The organism is Streptomyces sp. NPDC058240, assembly GCF_042882135.1.
Taxonomy (GTDB): Bacteria; Actinomycetota; Actinomycetes; order Streptomycetales; family Streptomycetaceae; genus Streptomyces.
Genome location: NZ_JBHVWT010000001.1, coordinates 946,919 through 960,229 on the forward strand (window position 1 = coordinate 946,919; position 13,311 = coordinate 960,229).

At 71.7% G+C, this 13,311-nt stretch carries 14 protein-coding genes; 3 read left to right on the forward strand and 11 right to left on the reverse strand.

The window, feature by feature from the left end:
- Positions 1-55 precede the first annotated feature (55 nt).
- Positions 56-835 carry an HAD-IIA family hydrolase gene (locus tag ACFVX4_RS04240; protein ID WP_389971718.1) on the forward strand — a complete coding sequence of 260 codons (780 nt, stop codon included), beginning with the start codon at positions 56-58 and terminating at the stop codon, positions 833-835.
- Positions 836-941: 106 nt separating this feature from the next.
- Here the strand turns inward: ACFVX4_RS04240 and ACFVX4_RS04245 are convergent, their stop codons facing one another.
- From ACFVX4_RS04245 to ACFVX4_RS04290, 10 genes are all read right to left on the reverse strand, one after another.
- Positions 942-1,109 carry a hypothetical protein gene (locus tag ACFVX4_RS04245; protein WP_389971720.1) on the reverse strand — a complete coding sequence of 56 codons (168 nt, stop codon included), beginning with the start codon at positions 1,107-1,109 and terminating at the stop codon, positions 942-944.
- Positions 1,110-1,112: 3 nt separating this feature from the next.
- Positions 1,113-2,174 carry a 2-aminoethylphosphonate ABC transporter substrate-binding protein gene (locus ACFVX4_RS04250; RefSeq protein ID WP_389971722.1) on the reverse strand — a complete coding sequence of 354 codons (1,062 nt, stop codon included), beginning with the start codon at positions 2,172-2,174 and terminating at the stop codon, positions 1,113-1,115.
- Between the two features lie 66 nt (positions 2,175-2,240).
- Entirely contained in the window at positions 2,241-3,038 is a 798-nt protein-coding gene (locus ACFVX4_RS04255; protein WP_389971724.1) for an ABC transporter permease, read from the reverse strand.
- The gene (locus ACFVX4_RS04260; protein ID WP_389971726.1) at positions 3,025-3,984 is read right to left on the reverse strand and encodes a 2-aminoethylphosphonate ABC transporter permease subunit; all 960 of its coding nucleotides are present in this window, start codon (positions 3,982-3,984) and stop codon (positions 3,025-3,027) included. The genes ACFVX4_RS04255 and ACFVX4_RS04260 overlap by 14 nt, the downstream gene beginning before the upstream one ends.
- Entirely contained in the window at positions 3,977-5,077 is a 1,101-nt protein-coding gene (locus ACFVX4_RS04265) for an ABC transporter ATP-binding protein (RefSeq protein ID WP_389971728.1), read from the reverse strand. Before ACFVX4_RS04265 ends, ACFVX4_RS04260 begins: the two co-directional genes overlap by 8 nt.
- Positions 5,074-5,781, reverse strand: a complete 708-nt coding sequence (locus ACFVX4_RS04270) for a phosphonatase-like hydrolase (RefSeq protein WP_389971730.1) — start codon at positions 5,779-5,781, stop codon at positions 5,074-5,076. The genes ACFVX4_RS04265 and ACFVX4_RS04270 overlap by 4 nt, the downstream gene beginning before the upstream one ends.
- On the reverse strand, positions 5,778-6,902 hold the full coding sequence (locus tag ACFVX4_RS04275) for a TIGR03364 family FAD-dependent oxidoreductase (RefSeq protein ID WP_389971732.1): 1,125 nt from the start codon (positions 6,900-6,902) through the stop codon (positions 5,778-5,780). The genes ACFVX4_RS04270 and ACFVX4_RS04275 overlap by 4 nt, the downstream gene beginning before the upstream one ends.
- A 144-nt stretch (positions 6,903-7,046) precedes the next feature.
- The gene (locus ACFVX4_RS04280; RefSeq protein WP_389971734.1) at positions 7,047-7,817 is read right to left on the reverse strand and encodes a GntR family transcriptional regulator; all 771 of its coding nucleotides are present in this window, start codon (positions 7,815-7,817) and stop codon (positions 7,047-7,049) included.
- A 60-nt stretch (positions 7,818-7,877) separates the two neighbouring features.
- Complete coding sequence (locus ACFVX4_RS04285) at positions 7,878-9,296, reverse strand: hypothetical protein (RefSeq protein ID WP_389971736.1); 1,419 nt, start codon at positions 9,294-9,296, stop codon at positions 7,878-7,880.
- Positions 9,297-9,509: 213 nt separating this feature from the next.
- Positions 9,510-10,625: an ROK family protein gene (locus ACFVX4_RS04290; protein WP_389971738.1), complete on the reverse strand. Its 1,116-nt coding sequence runs from the start codon at positions 10,623-10,625 to the stop codon at positions 9,510-9,512.
- A gap of 56 nt (positions 10,626-10,681) precedes the next feature.
- Here ACFVX4_RS04290 and ACFVX4_RS04295 point away from each other — a divergent pair, with 56 nt between their 5' ends.
- Complete coding sequence (locus tag ACFVX4_RS04295; protein WP_389971740.1) at positions 10,682-11,857, forward strand: Gfo/Idh/MocA family oxidoreductase; 1,176 nt, start codon at positions 10,682-10,684, stop codon at positions 11,855-11,857.
- A complete protein-coding gene (locus ACFVX4_RS04300; protein WP_389971742.1) occupies positions 11,854-12,333 on the forward strand; it encodes a heme-degrading domain-containing protein in 480 nt (159 codons plus the stop codon). Before ACFVX4_RS04295 ends, ACFVX4_RS04300 begins: the two co-directional genes overlap by 4 nt.
- Positions 12,334-12,416: 83 nt before the next feature.
- Here the strand turns inward: ACFVX4_RS04300 and ACFVX4_RS04305 are convergent, their stop codons facing one another.
- Complete coding sequence (locus ACFVX4_RS04305) at positions 12,417-13,277, reverse strand: fumarylacetoacetate hydrolase family protein (RefSeq protein WP_389971744.1); 861 nt, start codon at positions 13,275-13,277, stop codon at positions 12,417-12,419.
- Positions 13,278-13,311 lie beyond the last annotated feature (34 nt).

The window sequence follows — 13,311 nt, forward strand, 5'->3', positions numbered from 1 at the left end:
GATGAGTGAATAGCATGGTCATCTCGTGAGTTCTCGTAAGGCAGGAGCCACCCCCATGACAGATCACAGGCCCATCGAATCGTGGCTCACCGACATGGACGGGGTGCTGATGCACGAAGGCGTGCCGATCCCCGGCGCGGACGCCTTCATCAAGAAGCTCCGTGATTCGGGCAAGCCGTTCCTCGTCCTGACGAACAACTCGATCTACACAGCCCGAGACCTGCATATGCGGCTCAACCGCATCGGCCTCGAAGTGCCGGTGGAAAACATCTGGACCTCGGCCCTGGCAACCGCCAAGTTCTTGGACAACCAGCACCCCGGCGGCACTGCTTACGTGATCGGTGAGGCGGGGCTGACCACCGCCTTGCATGAAGCCGGATACGTGCTGACGGACACCGAGCCCGACTTCGTGATCCTGGGCGAGACGCGGACCTACTCGTTCGAGGCACTGACCAAGGCCATCCGGTTGATAAACAACGGGGCCCGCTTCATCGCCACCAACCCCGACAACACCGGGCCCTCACCCGAGGGGGCGTTGCCCGCCACTGGTTCCGTCGCCGCGTTGATCACGAAGGCGACCGGCAAGGAGCCGTACTTCGTCGGCAAGCCCAACCCGCTGATGATGCGCAGTGCGCTGAACACCTTGGGCGCACACTCCGAGACCTCAGCCATGATCGGCGACCGGATGGACACGGACGTGTTGGCCGGGCTGGAGGCCGGAATGGAGACTTTCCTGGTACTCACCGGGCTGACGTCCAAGAGCGACATCGCACGCTACCCGTACCGCCCGACGAAGGTCGTGGACTCGATCGCGGACCTCGTCGACCTCGTCTGAGTGGTGGTCCGGCACTCCGCCCCGCAGCGGAGTGCCGGACAGCCGGAGCAAGACGTTCACGGGCCCCGAGAACGGCGTTTCCGTTCGACGGGCAGGAACGGCCGGATCACGCGGGCGTGAGTGTCACTCCGTCGATCGCCCAGAACCAGTTGTTGCCGCCGGTGTACCGGAAGCGGACCTGTGCGGTGGTGGCCCCGGCCGGGACCTGGAGGGTGAGGGATTCGGCCTTCGAGACGGTGTCGGCGGTGTACGTCTGCCGTGAATCCTCCGGCAACGGTCAGCTGCCGGTGGCCGACTTCCAGGCTTCGACGTAGGTGTCCAGGTTGGTGCCGATGTCCGACCAGTCGGGCTCGAAGACCTCCACACCGTCCATCAGCTTGGCGAGCTCGATGGCGTTGGCGTCGGTGGCCTCGATGTCCTTGCGGGCGGAGAAGCCGCCGCCGACCGCGCTGACGTCCTTCTGGGCCTGCTCGGAGAGCATGAAGTCGAGCAGCTTCTTGCCGTTGTCGCTGTGCGGGGCCTCGTTCACCAGGCCGGCCGCGTACGGCAGGGCGAAGGTGGTGGACTTGCCGCCCTGCTTCGCGGGGAACCAGATGCCGAGGTTCGGCATGTCCTTGGACTGCGCGAAGTTCATCTGGACATCGCCGTTGGCGGCGAGCAGCTCGCCCTTGTCGACCTTGGGGGCCAGCTTGCCGGTGGAGGCGGACGGGCCGACGTTGTTGGCCTGGAGCTTCTTCAGGTACGCCATCGCCGGCTCCTTGCCGCCGAAGTCGTGCATGGCCTTGATGAGCACGGCCGTGCCGTCACCGGCGACTCCGGGGGTGGAGTACTGGATCTTGTTCTTGAACCTTCCGTCCAGCAGCTCCTCCCAGGTGGTGGGCGCCGACTTCAGTTCCTTCTTGTTGTAGATGAAGCCGAAGTAGTTGTTGACGACCGAGGTCCACTTGGAGTCGGACGCCTTGTCGGCGCCGTCGACCTGGTCGGAGCCGGCCGGCGCGTACGCGGCGAGGAGGCCCTTGCTGTCGGCCTGCTGGATGAACGGCGGCAGGGTGACCAGGACGTCCGCCTGGGTGTTGGACTTCTCGCGGACGGCGCGCTGCACCATCTCGCCGGAGCCGCCCTCCACGTACTTGACCTCGATGCCGGTCTTCTTCTCGAAGTCCTTGAACACCTTGTCGTACCAGCCGTCGCCGTTCTCGCCCTTGAGGCCGTCGGCGCTGTAGACGGTGACGACCTTCTCGTCGGAGGCGGCCGAGGAGCCGCCGCAGGCGGAGAGCGTGGCGGCGAGGGCGAGGCAGCCGGTGACGGCGGCTATGGGCTTGAGGTGGTTCTTGCGCATGGCAGTCGTATCTCCTGGATGTCGGCCGGAAGCCGGCCGGAGTCAGTACGGGGAGGTGTCGGCGGATCAGCGGTACGAGGCCCTGGTGCGGATCCGGGAGACGCCGAGCAGTACGAGCAGCGTCGTTCCCATCAGGACCACGGCGACGGCCGCTCCGGTGAAGAGCGAGCCGCGGTCGGTGGCCGCGAAGATCTGCACCGGGAGCGGTGTCCAGTCCGGCGGGTAGAGCATCATCGTGGCGCTCAACTCACCCATGGACAGCGCGAAGCAGAGCCCTGCGGCCGCCGTGAGGGACGGCAGCAGGAGCGGCAGCTTGATGCGCCACAGGACGTAACCGGGGCGGGCACCCAGACTGGCCGCCGCCTGCTCATACATCGGGTCGAGACGCACTATTGCCGCCGAAACCGACGAATAGGCGAACGCCGTGACAAGAATGGTGTGCGCCAGGATCACGATCCAGCGCGTCCCGTTCAGCAGCATCGGCGGTTTGCTGAACGCGACGAGCACGGCGAGGCCGACGACGACGGACGGCACGGCGACCGGCAGCATGAACAGCGCGTCGAGGAGCCTCCTGCCGCGACTGCGCATCGAGGCGGCGGCGAGCGCGGCCCAGGAGCCGATGGTCAGGGCGAGCAGGCTGGCGCTGACGGCCGTGATCAGGCTGGTGGTCAGCGCCTGGAGGGAGTCGCCGCCGGTCGCCGCCACGTAGTGCTTCGTGGTCGGTCCGGAGGGGAAGGCGCCGGACCAGTTGGTGGTGAACGACGCGGCGAGGATGACCAGCAGCGGCACCGCGAACAGCGGGACGAAGAGCACGAAGAACACGGCCCAGGTGGCCCATTTCCCCGTACGGCTATGCACCAACACGGCGGCTCACCATCCGATACAGGCTGTAGAGACCGACGGAGATCGCAATGTTGACGACGGCGACGACACAGGCCGCCGGGTAGTCGGACTCCAGGATCGCCTTGCTGTAGACGAGCATCGGCAGGGTCGTGACGCCCTTCGCGCCGGTGAACAGCACGATGCCGAACTCGTTGAGACACATCACGAGGACGAGGCTGCCGCCCGCGGCGAGCGCGGGAAGCGCCTCGGGGAGGATCACCTGCCGCACGATCCGGGCCGGCTTCGCGCCCAGCGAGGACGCCACCTCCAGCTGCGCGCTGTCGAGCTGCGAGAACGCGGCGAGCAGGGGGCGCATCACGAAGGGGGTGAAGTAGGTGATCTCGGCGAGCAGCACGCCCCACGGCGTGGTGAGGAAGTCGAACGGGCCACTGGACGCCCCGGTGAGGTCCGTCCAGACCCCGTTGGCCATGCCGACGTTGCCGTAGATGAACAGCAGGGCGAGCGTGATCAGGAACGACGGGAAGGAGAGGAAGACGTCGATGAACTTGGCGACCGCCCGGCCGCCCGGGAACGGCACGAACGCGATGATCATGGCCAGGACGAAGCCCAGCACCAGACATCCGACCGTGGAGCCGACCGCCAGCCAGATGGTGGTGGTCAGGGCCGAGCGGAACGACTCGGAGGCGAACACGTCGCCGTACGGGGCGATCGAGGTGCCGCCCTCGTCCGGGCTGACGGACTGCTGGACCACGAGGGCCAGCGGGTAGAGGAAGACGAGCGCGAGGACGGCGACGGGCGGCAGCGCCCAGACGAAGCGGGGGATGCGGCGGGCCTCGCGGGCCGGGGCCTGCGGACCGGTCGCCGGGGGCGTCGCCCCGGACGGGCCGGTTCCGCTGTCGCCGCTGCGCTGCCGGGGCGTCTTCGTCGCCGTGATGCCGGGCGTGGCGGGGTGCGCGGTGCTAGCCATCGGCCCCTCCCCCGGCTCCCGGTGCCGCGCCCGCGGGCAGCAGCACCGCGTCCTCGGCCGCGAAGTGCAGCGTGACCCGGTCGCCGAGCGCCGGCGTCTCGCGCAGCTCCCGCAGGTCCGCCTTGACCCGGTGGCCGTCGATGTCGACGTACAGCCGGTGGGTGGAGCCGCGCCACTGGACCTCGGCGATGGTGCCGCTCAGCGCGTTGGGCCCGTCGCCGAGCCCGACCAGGTGGGGCCGGACGCACAGGGTGGCGGTGACCCCGCGGGACACCTCGCCGGTCGGTACGTCGAGCGCGCGTCCGGCGAAGTCGACGGTGTCGGCGCCGTCGGCGACGGTGACCGGCAGCAGGTTCGCGTTGCCGACGAACGAGGCGGTGAACTCGGTACGCGGGCGGCGGTACAGGTCCTGCGGGGTGCCGCAGTCCTGGAGCCTTGCCCGGTCCATGACCGCGATCCGGTCGGCGAGGGTGAGCGCCTCGACCTGGTCGTGGGTGACGTACAGGATGGAGACGTCCGGCAACTCGCGGTGCAGCCGCGCCAGTTCGGCGAGCATTCCGGAGCGCAGCTGGGCGTCGAGGGCGGAGAGCGGTTCGTCGAGCAGCAGGACGCCGGGCCGGATGGCGAGCGCGCGGGCGATGGCGACGCGCTGCTGCTGGCCGCCGGAGAGTTCGCGCGGGTAGCGCTTGGCGTAGGCGGCCATGCCGACGAGTTCGAGGGCCTCGGCGACCCGTTCGGGGATCTCGGCCTTCGCGACCTTGCGGGCCTTGAGTCCGAAGGCGACGTTGTCCTGGACCCGCATGTGCGGGAAGAGGGCGTACTGCTGGACGACCATGCCGATGCCGCGCTTGTGCGGCGGCAGCCCGGTGACGTCGCGGTCGCCGAGGTACACCCGGCCCGAGGCGGGCCGGACGAATCCGGCGACGGCGCGCAGGGCGGTGGTCTTGCCGGACCCGGAGGGGCCGAGCAGGGCCATGACCTCGCCGGGTTCGACGGTCAGATCGAGCCGGTCGAGGACGGTGTTGCCGCCGTACGCGACGCTGACCTGGTCGAACCTGATTCCGCTGCGGACGGACCGCTCTCCGCCCGTCATGCCTCGGCCCGCGCGATCAGGTCCGGGAGCTCGGCGACCGAGCCGAGCACGTGCGTGGCGCCGTTGCGGGTCAGCCGGCCCTTGCCGTGGGCGCCGGTGAGCACCCCCGCGACGATCCCGGCCCCGGAGCGCACGCCGCTGAGCATGTCGTACGAGGTATCGCCCGCGACCACGATCTGCTGGACGCCGTCGACGGCGCCGGTGCGCAGGAACGCGGCGAGGACCATGTCCGGGTAGGGGCGGCCGCGCCCGCCCGCGTCGGCCGGGCAGAGGGTCAGGGCGACCAGGTTCTGCCAGCCGAGCGCGGCCAGGATAGCGTCCTGGGTGGTGCGGGCGAAGCCGGTGGACAGGACCACGGTCCGGCCCTCGCCCTGGAGCCGCTCGACGGCTTCGCGGGCGCCGGGGATCGGCGCGATGCGGCCACCGTCGACCAGTTCCCCGTACGCCTCCTCGAAGGCGGTGTTGGCCTGCTGGGCCCGGTCCTCGTCGCCGAAGAGGTGCCGGAAGACGGAGATCTTGGACTCGCCCATGGTGGCGCGCACGTAGTCGAGCTTCTCGGCGTGGTCGGCGGAGCCGGGCTCGACGCCGAGGCGTTCGGCGGCGGCGGAGAAGGCCTGCTCGACGAGGCCGCCGTCGGCGACGGTGGTGCCGGCCATGTCGAGGACGATCAGGTTGTGGGGGTTCTGCGTGGTCAACTTCTTCACCAGCCCAGTTCGTCGGCGGTCGTTTCGGCAATGGCGGGCGAGCAGGTCATGCCCCGGCCGCCCGGTCCGGTGACCAGCCAGACGCCGTCCCGTACCTGCTGGCGGTGGACGACCCGGCCGGTGTCGGTGCACTGGGCGTAGACCCCGGCCCACCGGTGGCGGATCCTCGGCAGCGGGCGGCCGAGGAAGGACTCGACGACCTCGGTGAGGTGCTCGTACGGCTCCTCGACGGTGTCGAAGGAGAAGGGGTGCTCGTACTCGTGGGTGTCGCCGATGGTCAGTCCGCCGTCACGGCGCTGCACCATCAGCAGCTGCATCTTGTGCGCCGCGGCGGTGGGCGCCTGGGCCTGCTCGGCGTTGAGGGCGTCCAGCGCCTCGCTCCGGTACGCCGGGTAGTAGCGGAAGCTGTCCGCGTCGGCGACGGAGGTGGTGAGCGGCTCGCCGAGGGGGTCGGTCTGCATCATCTGGAGGCGGACGCGGCGCACCGGCAGATCGGGGCCGGCCAGTTCGCGGACGAGGCCGCCGAGCCAGGCGCCGGTGGCCAGGATCACGGCGTCGCCGGTGTGCACGTCGCCGTGGTCGTCGCGGACGGAGGCGGTGCCCACCACTTCGCGGACCTCGCGCCCGCCGAGGAAGGTGTACCGGCCGGACTGCAACAGCTCCTGCTTCAGGGTGAGTTGCGCGGTGCGGGGCTCGACCGCGGCGTCCCGCTCGCACCACAGGGCGGCGGCGAAGTCCCCGCGCAGCGCGGGGTTGATCGCGCGGGCCTCGTCGGCCGTGAGCAGCTTGTAGCCGCGGGCCGCCGCGTCGGGGCGGGCGACGGCCGTTTCGGCGACGGCGATCTCCCGCCCGGTACGGAGCGGGGTGAGCGAGCCGCAGGCCCGGAAGCCGAGGCCGGGGACCTGTGCCCCGATGCCCTCCCACAGCTCACGGGCGCGCAGCGCGGTCTCCAGCTCCTCGCCGCTGGCCCGGCCGCTGACCCATATCTGTCCGAAATTGCGGAGCGATGCCCCGCGCGCCTCGCTCTCGCGCTCGATCTGTACGACCTCGTGGCCGCGGTTCACTGCGTGCCAGGCGTGCATGGTTCCCACCACGCCGGCTCCTACGACGATGACTCTCACGACGGCTACGCTCCTCGGGGCGGGTGGCCCGTACGGATCCGCACGGCAACGGGAGGGTGAACTGGGCCCCAAGCTTGGCCTAGACCCGTTACGTTCTCGTTATCGTGATGAGTCGATCTCCGGAGGCGGCCCCGGGGCGGTCGTTCAGTGGCCGTCCTGCGGGCCCAGGTGCGCGGTGAAGGAGAATCGGTCGCCGCGGTAGAGGGTCCGTACGCGCTCCAGCGGCTTCCCGGCCAGGTCACGCGAGATGCGGTGGATCAGCAGCATGGGCAGCGCGGGCGGCGTACCGATGAGCAGCGCCTCGCGCGGCGTCGCGAGCACCGTCTCGATCCGCTCGTCGGCATCACCGAAGGGGATCCCGAGCCGGTCGCGGAGGTAGGCGTAGAAGGACGAGTCGGGGTCGAACTCCGTGTCCAGATCCGGTACCCGGGCGACGGAGACGTAGGTGCTCTCCAGGCCGACCCGGTCGTCGTCGGCGAGCAGCACCCGCTCCAGGTGCCAGACCGGCTCTCCGCGCTCCACCCCGATGTCGACGGCGAGCGCGTCGGGGCAGGGGAAGCGCTCCAGGCCGATGAGGTGGCGGCCCGGCGTACGGCCCTGGCGGCGTACGCCTTCCGTGTAACTCGCCAGCGAGAGCGGCTGTTCCAGCTTGGGACCCGCCACGACGGTGCCGCGCCCCTGGCGGGCGAGCCGTCCCTCCAGCAGGAGTTCACGCAGCGCCTGGCGCACCGTCTCGCGCGAGACCTCGTAGCGTTCGGCGAGATCGCGTTCGGTGGGCAGCATGCCGCCCTCGCCCAACTCCTCTATGAGGACGGAGACATGAGCCTTGACGGCGTAGTACTTGGGAATACGGCCGTGCTCCGGGATGCCGGAACGGATGGGTGCGCCAGGTGCCTGGTCGTGCGGGTAGTCCACGGCCCGATGGTGGCAGACGGACATGAACATCTGTGAACGTCCGGGCGCGGAACAGGCGGTTCAGGGGTGTGCGCGACGCAGCCGCCGGGCCCGGACCACCATCGCCCCGCCGCCGATCAGGAGCCCGGTGACGGTGAGGCCGGGCGCCGGGATGATCCCCGCGCCGGTCGCGGCCAGTTCCGGGCGACCGCTCTCCGCCGGGGTCCGGCCGGGCTCGGCCGGCCGCCGGGTGCCGTCGGTGGTGTCGGTGATGTCGGTGCCGTCGGTGGTGCCGGTGGTGCCGTCGGTGGTGCCGGTGCCGTCGGTGGTGCCGTCGATGGTGCCGGTGGTGCCGGTGCCGTCGGTGGTGGGCCGGGTTCCGTCCGGCAGGTCCTCGCGCGGAGTGTCCCCGGTGCCGCCGACCTCACCGGTCTCGGCCGTCTCACCGGTCTCGGCGGTCTCGCCGGTCTCGGCCGTCTCACCTCCGTCGCTGTCGTCGACGACGGTGAAGGGGTAGTCCTCGGACTCGCCGACCCAGGCCCCGTCGTCCTTGCCCGCCTTGCCGGCCGTGCCGCTCACCACGCGCTGCCGCTGGACGACAGCGGCGTTGACGGTGATCCGGCCCGGACTGGTGTCGGAGGTGAACGCCATCCTGACCTGGATGGTGATGGTGCGGCCCGCCGGGACGGTGAAACCGCCGAAGGAGTCGCCGCCCACGCCACCGAAGACGCCGATGTGCTCGTCCCGGTCGGTGGTCTCCCAGGTGACGCGGTGCTCCGTGCCGGGGCGGGCCTGCTCGTGGAACTTCAGCTGGATCTGGTCGGAGGTCAGCTTCCGGTCCTCGTCGGTGAGGACGAGCACCGGGTGGATGGCCCGGCACGACTCGGTGGTGGTGTTGGTCAGGTCCAGGAACCAGGTTCCGTAGCCGCCGCCGGACGCGTACGTGTCCGGGCCGCCGTGGATGCGGGTGCTGATGGGGAAGTCCTTCGCCGCCGGATCACCGCAGGTGGGCTGCTGGTCGGCGGTGGTGGAGCCGGGCGACGAGACCGGGGTGGCCGAGGACGCGGCGGAGGCGGGCGCGACGGACGTGCCGCCGAGGACGACGCTCGCCGCGACCAGCCCGAGCGCGAATCCGTGCCGGCTCCGCCCGGGGGGCAGCGGGGGCGAGGGCGAGGGAGGACGCGCCGGGGCGGCGAACACGGGGATGGACGCGGCCGTGGTCACGGGGATGGACGCGGCCGTGGTCACGGGGACGGACGTGGGACTGGTGGCGGGGAAGGACGCCAGGGCCGACGCGGTCCCGGGCATTGCGGTGGGCACGGGGGCGGCGGCGCGGCCGGGCAATGCGGTGGGGACGGGGTCGGCGACGCGGCCGGACATCGAACCGAGTACTCGGCCCGGCGTGGAGCCGGTCGCGGAACCGGTCGCGGAACCGGCTGGTGAGGCGGGCCCGGAAGACGCGCCCGCCGGGGTGGGGGCCGGGGTCGGGGTGGGGGGCATCGGGGGGATCATCCTTCGCTGCTCGCGAAACGGTCGGCTCACCCCGAGCGCCGGAGTTCACCGGTTCTGGGCCGCGACGCTGCCACGCACGCGCGAGGCGGCCGGCGCCGACATGCCGACCGGCCGCCCGGCCGGCCGCCGGAATCCGCTGGATCGGCCCAGCCGCCCGCGCCCGCGCCTCCGCTCGGCCCGCCGGCCGGCCCCGCCCGCCGCTCACGCCCCGTCCGCGCCGCCGGCCCGCCCGAACAAGGGGGCCAGGACCAGCTGGGCGGCTCCGTCCGTGACCGGCCGGTCCCCTCCCCCGGCGGCGACGACCGGCACCGGCGCGTCGATACCGCCCAGCCCGGCGCGCGCGTCGATCACGGCGCGGACGCCCCGTACGTAGGCGTCGGGATCGGCCGCCACCGTACGTCCGCCGAGCACCACCCGGTCGATGTCGAGCAGTCCCACGAGGTTGGCGGCGCCGGTCCCCAGCACCCGGGCGGCCTCCGCCACATCGCCCCGGGCGACCGCGGCCAGGCAGAGCGCCTCGATGCAGCCGCGCCCGCCGCAGCCACAGACCGGCCCGTCCAGCTGGACGGTCTGGTGCCCGAACTCACCGGCCGCGGTACGGGCCCCGCGATGCAGCGCCCCGCCGAGGACCAGCCCGGCGCCGAGCCCGGTCCCGAGGTGCAGATACGCGAAGTCACCGCCGCCCGCCGGCCGCAGGGCGAGCCCGAGGGCGGCGGCGTTGGTGTCCTTGTCGACGACGACGGGCAGCCCGGTCCGTACGGCGAGCGCGTCCCGCAACGGATAGCCGTCCCACTGCGGAAACCCGGTGACGCGGTGCAGCACCCCGCCCCGGTGGTCGAGCGGGCCCGGCACCGCGACGCCGACCCCGAGCACCTGCCGGTCCCCCGGTCCCGCGCCCCCGCCCCGTACCGCCGTCACCGCGTCCGTCGCCGCCGCGAGCACCTGGTCCGCCGGGGCGCCGAGGTCCAGCGGGGCGGTGCGGCTCGCGGCGACCGTGCCGGACAGGTCGACGAGCACCGCCGTCAGTTCGTCGCGATCCAGGTGCAGGCCGATCGCGTACCCGGCGTCCGGCACCAGCCGCAGCACGGTGCGCGGCTTGCCTCCGGTGGACGCCCGGTGGCCCGCCTCGGCGGCCAGGCCCTCGGCCCGCAGCCGGGCGGTGATCTTGCTGACGGCCTGTGGCGTGAGCCCCGTGCGCTCGGCGAGTTCGAGCCTGCTGATGCCGCGCGCGCCCGCCACCCGCAGCAGATCCAGCACCAGCGCGGCGTTGTGGCTGCGCAGCGTCGGCAGGTTCGCGCCGCTATTGCTCCTGTTCACCACCCCATTGTCCCTGTCGCTTGCACTATGGCAACAGCGTTGCTTAAGTGGCAGGCATGACTGGCAACGCGACTCACGAGACGCCCGGACCGTCCGACACCCCCCTGCGCGTCGGACTCGTCGGCTACGGCCTGGCGGGTTCCGTCTTCCACGCTCCGCTGATCGCCGCGACCGACGGCCTCGTCCTCGACACGGTCGTCACCTCGGACGAGGAGCGGCGGGCGCAGGCGCGCGCCGAGTTCCCCGGCGTACGGTTCGCCGCGTCGCCGCAGGAGCTGTGGGAGCGCGCGGACGCACTCGATCTGATCGTGATCGCCTCGCCGAACAAGACCCATGTCCCGATCGCGACCGCCGCGCTGGAGGCCGGTCTGCCGGTCGTCGTGGACAAGCCGATCGCCGGTACGGCGGCCGAGGCGCGTGGGCTCGCGGCCCTCGCCGAGGAGCGCGGGCTGCTGCTCTCGGTCTTCCAGAACCGCCGCTGGGACAACGACTTCCTCACCCTCGCCCGCCTGGTCGCGGACGGCGAGCTGGGCGAGGTACAGCGCTTCGAGTCCCGCTTCGAGCGGTGGCGCCCGCAGCCGAAGGGCGGCTGGCGCGAGTCGGGCGACCCGCAGGAGATCGGCGGGCTGCTGTACGACCTGGGCAGCCATGTCGTCGACCAGGCGCTCACCCTGTTCGGGCCGGCGGCGCTGGTGTACGCGGAGTCCGACGTTCGCCGCCCCGGCGCCGCCGCCGACGACGACACGTTCCTTGCGATCACCCATGTGAACGGGGTCCGCTCGCATCTGTACGTCAGCGCCACGACGGCCCAGCTCGGCCCGCGCTTCCGGGTACTCGGCCGGACCGCCGGCTATGTGAAGTACGGCCTCGATCCGCAGGAGGCCGAGCTGCGCGCGGGCGTGCGTCCGACGGCGGACCGGCCGTGGGGCGAGGAGCCCGAGGAGCTGTGGGGCCGGATCGGTTCGGGCGAGTCCCCGCTGACCGGCGGCGGCACCCCGGTCCGCACGCTGCCGGGCGACTATCCCGCGTACTACGCGGCGGTCGCCGACGCGCTGCGCGGAAAAGGCGAGAATCCGGTGAACGCCCTGCAGGCCGCGGCGGCGCTGGATGTTCTGGAAGCGGCCCGCCGCTCGGCCCACGAGGGCGTCACCGTGAAGCTCTCCGCCTCCGCCGGTGCGGCTTCGACCAGTGCAGCTTCCGCCTCCACCGATACAGAGGAGCAGCCCGTATGAGCCCCGACGCTCCGACCATCTCCGAGCTCATCGCCCAGGAGCGCCGACTGACGCTGCCGCATTTCAGTTACGACGACGCGTACGCGCTCGGCGACCTGCTCGTCTCGATGGCCCGGAAACGGCACGCCCCGGTCGCGATCGACATCCGCCGCGGCGCACAGCAGATGTTCCATGCCGCGCTGCCGGGGTCGAGCGCGGACAACGACGCCTGGATCGACCGCAAGCGCAAGGTCGTGGAACGGTACGGCGAGAGTTCGTACCTGGTCGGAACGCGGTTCCGGGCGAAGGGGACGACCTTCGACGACTCCTCGCGGCTGAACCCGAGCGTCTATGCCGCGCACGGCGGCTCGTTCCCCATCGCGGTCGAGGGCGCGGGCGTGATCGGCTCGGTCACGGTCTCGGGCCTGCCCCAGGCGGAGGACCACGCCATGGTGGTCGAGGCGCTGGAGCAGTTCGCGACGACGCTCGACGCGTAGGGAAAGACGCGTAGGGAGAGACGCGTCGAGGGGCGGGGCGGCTGCCGGACACACCCGGCGGCCTCCCCGCCCCGGCCACCGCGCTACGCGTCCTTGAGCTCCTGCCGCTGCCGCCCCAGCCCGGCGATCTCCAGCTCCACGACGTCCCCGGCCCGCAGATACGGCTTGGGCTCGGGCCGGCCGAGGGCGACCCCGGCCGGCGTCCCGGTGTTGATCACATCGCCCGGGTACAGCGTCATGAAGTGGCTCAGGTACCGGACCACCTCGCCCACCGGGAAGATCTGGTCGGCCGTCGTGCCGTCCTGCTTCAGCTCACCGTTGACCCAGAGCTTCAGCGGCAGCGCCTGCGGGTCGGCGATCTCGTCCGCCGTCACCAGCCACGGCCCCAGCGGGTTGAACGTCTCGCAGTTCTTGCCCTTGTCCCAGGTGCCCCCGCGCTCGATCTGGAACTCGCGCTCGGAGACGTCGTGCGCGGTCGCGTATCCGGCGACGTGCGCCAGCCCCTCCTCGGCGGATTCCAGGTAGCGGGCGGTGCGCCCGATGACGACCGCGAGCTCGACCTCCCAGTCGGTCTTGACGCTGCCGCGCGGCACCAGCACCGTGTCGTCGGGCCCGACGACGGTGTCCGGCGCCTTGAAGAACAGGATCGGCTCGGTGGGGATCGCCGCACCGGTCTCGGTGGCGTGGTCGTGGTAGTTCAGCCCGATGCACACGATCTTGCCGATCCGGGCGAGCGGCGGCCCGACCCGCAACCCCTCGGCGTCGAGCTCGGGCAGCTCGCCGGGCGCAGCCGCGGCGGCCCGTACCCGGGCGAGCGCCGACTCGTCGGCGAGCAGGGCGCTGTCGATGTCGGTGACGACTCCCGACAGGTCGCGCAGGGTTCCGTTCTCATCCAGCAGCGCCGGTCGTTCCGCGCCTGCCGTACCCACACGAAGCAGCTTCAACGGTCTGTCTCTCCTTGGTCGTGATCGGGCCCGT

Excerpts from the sequence above, each read along its gene's own strand:
- ACFVX4_RS04240 (WP_389971718.1), top strand. The coding sequence starts at position 56 with ATGACAGATCACAGGCCCATCGAATCGTGGCTCACCGACATGGACGGG.
- ACFVX4_RS04250 (WP_389971722.1), bottom strand. The coding sequence starts at position 2,174 with ATGCGCAAGAACCACCTCAAGCCCATAGCCGCCGTCACCGGCTGCCTC.
- ACFVX4_RS04260 (WP_389971726.1), bottom strand. The coding sequence starts at position 3,984 with ATGGCTAGCACCGCGCACCCCGCCACGCCCGGCATCACGGCGACGAAG.
- ACFVX4_RS04265 (WP_389971728.1), bottom strand. The coding sequence starts at position 5,077 with ATGACGGGCGGAGAGCGGTCCGTCCGCAGCGGAATCAGGTTCGACCAG.
- ACFVX4_RS04285 (WP_389971736.1), bottom strand. The coding sequence starts at position 9,296 with ATGCCCCCCACCCCGACCCCGGCCCCCACCCCGGCGGGCGCGTCTTCC.
- ACFVX4_RS04295 (WP_389971740.1), top strand. The coding sequence starts at position 10,682 with ATGACTGGCAACGCGACTCACGAGACGCCCGGACCGTCCGACACCCCC.
- ACFVX4_RS04300 (WP_389971742.1), top strand. The coding sequence starts at position 11,854 with ATGAGCCCCGACGCTCCGACCATCTCCGAGCTCATCGCCCAGGAGCGC.